The organism is Halochromatium roseum, from assembly GCF_016653315.1.
GTDB classification, from domain to species: Bacteria; Pseudomonadota; Gammaproteobacteria; order Chromatiales; family Chromatiaceae; genus Lamprobacter; species Lamprobacter roseus.
In genome coordinates, this window is sequence record NZ_NHSH01000012.1 from 1 (window position 1) to 5,179 (window position 5,179).

The window sequence follows — 5,179 nt, forward strand, 5'->3', positions numbered from 1 at the left end:
ACCAAGAATATCGAAGGTTGGGTAGTTCTTTAAGTAAAACAAAACAAAGAAAAGTTTTAGCTCAGGAGTAGATAAAACACCTAAACGTCCACCACCCGGACGTCTTTGACGGCTTGCTCGATTTTTTGGTAATTTTTTCGCCTATCTTGATCGAGAGCGCGAGTGAACTCAATCAGCAATTTATCAAAATCCTCTTCAGAAATCCCTGTGAAATGTCGATGAAACCGGGCACAAGGACAACGGCGAGCGGTTCTGGACCTGGGTCTTCAAGGCCGAGCTCTATGTGCTGTTTCGCATCGACAAGTCGCGCGGCTCGCAGGTCTTGATCGAGGTCTTGGGTGAGGAGTTCGAGGGCACCTTGGGCTGTGACTATTTCTCCGCCTATCGTAAGTTCATGAAGGACGTCGGGATCAGCGTGCAGTTCTGCCTCGCACATCTGATCCGCGATGTGAAGTTCCTCACGACCTTGCCTGATCTGCCGATCCAACTCTACGGCAAGCGGCTGCTCGGCGCGCTCAAGGCGCTATTTCACGTCATCCATCAGCACGAGACGCTCTCGGAGGAGGCGTTTGGTACGGCGCTTGAGCAGGCGAAGGCGCAGATCATTCGCATCGGCCGTGATGCAGCGCCAAGCCTGATCGATGCCAAGGGCAAAGAACGCCGAGGCGAGGCGCAGAACATGGCCGAGCGCTTCCGCAAGCATGCGGAGGCGTATTTTGCGTTCATCACCACGCCCGGCATGGACCCAACGAACAATGTCGCGGAGCAGGCCATCCGCTTCGTGGTCATCGACCGCCATGTCACTCAAGGCACGCGCGGTGCCAACGGGCGCCGGGCGAGCGAGCGGTTGTGGACGGTGATCGCGACCTGTGCGCTACAAGGGCGCTCGGCGTTTGCCTTTATCCTCGAGGCCGTCGAGGCGTTCTTCTATGACCGGCCTGCGCCTTCGCTGTTGCCGGCACCGCCTTGAGCAATTCCTCGGGCGTTGATCTGCTCGCGCACGGGCGTTCTCGTTAGACCTCCGTCATCCTGCGTGCATCGCCGTCACTGGCCGGCGCCTCTGGCTCGACGGGTGTGGACGCATCGGGACTGAAGGCTCCGTGACTCGGTGGCGGACGCCAACCGCTCGACGAGACATCCGATCAGGGTTCATCAGCAACACGCAATGCGTCTGGGTTGCGCTCCTGAGCACGGGAGTCCAGATTTCATAGCGTGGGCTTAAGCTGCTGGACGTGCGGCGATAGCAGGTTTCAGCCCCGTGAACGGTTACATTGGTGTGAATCGCTTCGGCTCTCGTTTTCACGCACAGAGTCCTCTCGGTGTAGGGGCGTGTTTTACCGATGCAATATCCCAAACTGCCACTCCTTTGCTCGACCCGCATTACCGGGCGTCATCGCTCGTATGAGTGGCTCCGACTTCCAACAACCACCGCCGATGTCCTCGCTGATTAGGCTTGTTCATCGGTGCCCACCTCCCTGCAGACCGGCTGCTGGATCTCCCTGGTTACCACGCGTTCTCAATGTCAGGCTCGATCCGGCCTCGGACCCCGGGGAGCATCCATGCCACTGACCATGACGTGACATGCACTGTTGCCTGCCGGGGGGCCAAACCCGTCGGCACTCTCCAAGAAAATTTTCGGGGCTCTACACCTTCAGGGGCGGCTTCACCCGCTACCTTTGCACCTCGCCTGCTTTCATGCCTACCATGCCTACGCATCGACACGTCAGTTACCCTTCGCGCCGCAAGGCTTGATACTGGGCTCGCGGCTCACGACTACCCAGGCGGGACTCTCACCCGCTAGAACACGCGGCCTTGCCAGGCCGCACTGGCTCCTTTTAATTGCTTTGATTTTGTCCAGATGCGCTTGCTCGCGCACGGAGCCTCGGGAAGCAGAAAAAAGCCGAACCTGACCGGTTTGATTTTATGAGCGCGGATCGAACGAGACCGATCACCCGAACAGCTCGCTGTGCGATCCAAGTCGGGCCAAGATGAGCCTGTCATCGCCCTCCCTGCGGTAGATCAGCAGCAAATCCGGCTTGATGTGACATTCACGATAGCCGGACCAATCGCCAGTCAAATCATGATCGCGGTAACGCGCCTTCAGCGGCTGGTCGACAACCAACGCGTTGAGCACCGGCATCAGATCCGCATCAAGCGTCGCGCGGTGCTGGCCTTTCGCTTCGCGCTTGTAATCGCGCTTAAATGAGCTGGGGCGATCAATCGCCCGCATGCAGATCAGCCATTAGCGCGTCAACGCTGTCGAAGCGCTCGACCTTCCCAGCCTCGATCTCCGCCAATGCCTGGCGACTGCTCGCGCTCGGTGCCTTAACCTCGAACGGCAAGCAGCGATCCTCGGCGACACGGAGCATCAAGAGCCGAATGGCATCGGACACGGACAAGCCCATGGCATCGAGCGCAGCGGTCGCGCGCTCCTTGGTGGCGACATCGATGCGGGCGCGCACATAGGTTTCAGTGTTCGGCATGGCTTAGTCTCCGTCATCAGCAAGTCTCGATTGTAGTCCAGATATGACTACAAATCCAAACGCCGGCAACGCCACAACGGTTCCCCATTGATCGCATGTACCTTCACAGCTTGGCCAGCGGCGGGCGCGTCTCGGCAAACGAGAATAGCCACCACAGCGCCTCACCTTGCTGAATGCACCAATACAGCTCAGGATGGCCGTGCCAGTGGTAGGCGACTGGCACAGGTGTCGCGCCCTGCACCTGATCGCAGACCAACAGCTGCGTGCGGCCGATCAACCAGACCGCCCGCCAGACTTGGGTGACACCGGCCTCGGGCGGATAACAGGCGGTCAGGTCGACCAGGGCAAACTGCACGTCGGGCGCGTCGCTCAGGCGCATGGCCGTGAGCAGCGTCGGGCGTTTGTGCCGTTGCGCCTCTGCGTTGATCACCGGCGCGTTGTGCGCGCTCGGCCCCAACGTAAAGGTCCGCTCAGCGGTGCGCAGATACTGTTGGTAGCCGGGATCATCCAACCACCAGCGCCCGGCCGTGCCGAGCACCAGGCTGCCGTTATCGCACTGCACATGGCTCATCGGTGAGCGACTCAGGCCCATGGCCAGGGCCAGATTCTCGGGCGCATGACCGCTGCGTAGCACCAGTGCGGCGTTCAGCTGGATTGGTGCGTCTCCGCTCGGGGGTGCGTACAGGCGATCCGACAACGGCAGGGCATCCGCCACCGCCCGCTCCAGCGCGGCGTGCAAGCGCGTTTGCAGACCCGCATCGAGCCAGTCCCACTGGGTGACGGCCACCCAGAGGATGCGCACCGCATGCGCGAAGGCCAGCGCTCGGTTAGTTTCGCGATAGCCTGGCCAGGCCGCGAGTGCCGCCAGATCCGCCACGACCGCTGTGCCCACCGCCGCCGAGTCCAGGAAAGTGACCGCCGCGCCGAGGGTCTCGATGCGATCCTCCAAGGCCCACAGCAGCCAGACATTCCAGGGATAGCGAGCGGTGAAGTTGCGAACGGGATAGGAAGCCGTTAGGGGTGCGAGGATCGGCAGCGGTACCGCGAGGCGTTTTCTGATGCGGTAGTAGTCGACGGGAAGGACTCGTTGCCGGCAGAGGTGCTTTGCACGCCGATCGATCTCACTTTGGATATGTGTGGCGGATGGCATTGCGTCTGCTCTTGGTCATATGACAAGGAGGGCAGTTTAGTTTTGCAGAATCACACGAAAAAACCGAACCTGCCCCATTTGATTAGTGGGGCGGCGGCGCTAGCTGCTGAGACCACCGCAGAAAAAAACTATGGCGGCAAATCGAGCTTGAGCAGGCGCTCCTCAAGCGCAGCCAGATAGGTTTCGGGATGCTGGCGGAAGTGCCGCTGCAGTCGGCGTCCATCGCGTAGCTTGTCAAGTTGGTGCCGCTCTTCATGCCAGGCCACCAGATCGACCTCACCGAGTTGTTGCGGTGACAGTGGGTTCGCCCAGGTGATCACGGCGGCGAGGACCCGCACGTCGGTCGTCCTCGGCGTTTAGATTCACCTTGCGGTAGAGCACGTAGTAGCCGATCAGCTCATCCAGCGACCAGACATCCAGCGCCGGCAAACACATCCACCAGCGCGATGCCAAAGGCGCGGTGCCACTCGCGCAAGCGCGCTTTGTCGGCTGTCTCCGCAGTGTTGGTGGGTTCGGAGGTCATGGGGAAAGGCAAGCCTGTGCTGCTGTTTGCTGGAATACAAGACCTGACCCTAGCTTTTCTAGCTTTTGGGGACTTGGGCACGGGCTGGGCCTGAAACTCGACCACATAGGCAGGGCCTGCATGTCCGTCGGGCGCGACCAAGCCATCGATGCGGCGCTCGAGGCTTTTGAGGGTCAGCGAGCAGACCGTGTAGGCGCCTTCCAGCCGCAGGCCGCCAGTGAGCACTCGAAACGCTTCGGGGCCACCGCGCGGAAACAGATCGATCGGGTGGTCGGTATTCATGCTCGGCAGGATAGACGAAGACCAACGCGCTCGACCACAACGGCCGCAAGGCGATCAGCGGGGCTCGTGCGGATCAGCGCAGTATATTCGGTATACTGTCACCGGAATTCCCGGTGGGGCAAATCGACGCCCTGCTCAGCGGACACAACGAGGCCTTCTTTGCCGAGAAGGATGACCTGCTCAAGGTCGGCCTCGCGGTGAGCGCTTGCATCACGGTCGATGACTCCGGCGCCCGCCATCAGGGCCGCAATGGCTATGTCACGCAGATTGGCAACGACCTCTTTGCCTGGTTCAGCAGCACCGACAGCAAGAGCCGGGTCAACTTCCTGACCCTGCTGCAAGCCGGTGATCCGCGCTACAGCGGCACCGCCGAGGCCCTGACCTATTGGCACGAGCAGGGTCTTCCCCAGGCCAAGCGTGAGGCACTGATGGCCTCCCCGATCCGTGAGTTCACCACCGCCAGCGCCTGGGGCGCGCATCTCAGCGCGTTGGGCATCACCAAGGAGCGCCACCAGCGCATCGCCACCGAAGGCGCCTTGCTGGCAGGGCTCTTAGCCAATGGCCTCTCGCGCGAACTGGTCATCGTCAGCGACGGGGCCGGGCAGTTTGCCATCCTGCTGCATGCCCTGTGCTGGGTGCATGCCGAGCGGCTGATCCACAAGCTCATCCCGCTCAATGCGCAGCAGCGCGCCGATCAGCAAAGCGTGCGCGATCAGATCTGGACGCTTTACGCCGATCTCA

General features: G+C 61.1%; 5 protein-coding genes and 2 pseudogenes. 2 read left to right on the plus strand and 5 right to left on the minus strand.

The genetic code is table 11. From position 1 onward, the window contains the following. Positions 1 to 211 precede the first annotated feature (211 nt). Positions 212 to 970 (plus strand): annotated as a pseudogene (locus CCR96_RS01855) (IS66 family transposase); the annotation flags it as partial. Between the two features lie 978 nt (positions 971 to 1,948). On the opposite strand, the gene CCR96_RS01860 reads toward CCR96_RS01855, so the two are convergent. From CCR96_RS01860 to CCR96_RS25260, 5 genes are all read right to left on the minus strand, one after another. Then, positions 1,949 to 2,230: a type II toxin-antitoxin system YafQ family toxin gene (locus tag CCR96_RS01860; protein ID WP_201215600.1), complete on the minus strand. Its 282-nt coding sequence runs from the start codon at positions 2,228 to 2,230 to the stop codon at positions 1,949 to 1,951. Continuing rightward, positions 2,217 to 2,483: a type II toxin-antitoxin system RelB/DinJ family antitoxin gene (locus CCR96_RS01865; RefSeq protein WP_201215602.1), complete on the minus strand. Its 267-nt coding sequence runs from the start codon at positions 2,481 to 2,483 to the stop codon at positions 2,217 to 2,219. The genes CCR96_RS01860 and CCR96_RS01865 overlap by 14 nt, the downstream gene beginning before the upstream one ends. Positions 2,484 to 2,586: 103 nt before the next feature. Continuing rightward, positions 2,587 to 3,633, minus strand: a complete 1,047-nt coding sequence (locus CCR96_RS01870; RefSeq protein WP_201215605.1) for a heparinase II/III domain-containing protein — start codon at positions 3,631 to 3,633, stop codon at positions 2,587 to 2,589. Between the two features lie 128 nt (positions 3,634 to 3,761). Next, on the minus strand, positions 3,762 to 3,971 hold the full coding sequence (locus CCR96_RS01875; RefSeq protein WP_201215607.1) for a hypothetical protein: 210 nt from the start codon (positions 3,969 to 3,971) through the stop codon (positions 3,762 to 3,764). 59 nt (positions 3,972 to 4,030) lie between these two features. Continuing rightward, positions 4,031 to 4,438 carry a DUF2887 domain-containing protein gene (locus CCR96_RS25260; RefSeq protein ID WP_338035793.1) on the minus strand — a complete coding sequence of 136 codons (408 nt, stop codon included), beginning with the start codon at positions 4,436 to 4,438 and terminating at the stop codon, positions 4,031 to 4,033. A gap of 113 nt (positions 4,439 to 4,551) precedes the next feature. Between CCR96_RS25260 and CCR96_RS01885 the strand changes: the two are divergent. Beyond that, positions 4,552 to 5,179, plus strand: a pseudogene (locus CCR96_RS01885) (IS66 family transposase); the annotation flags it as partial.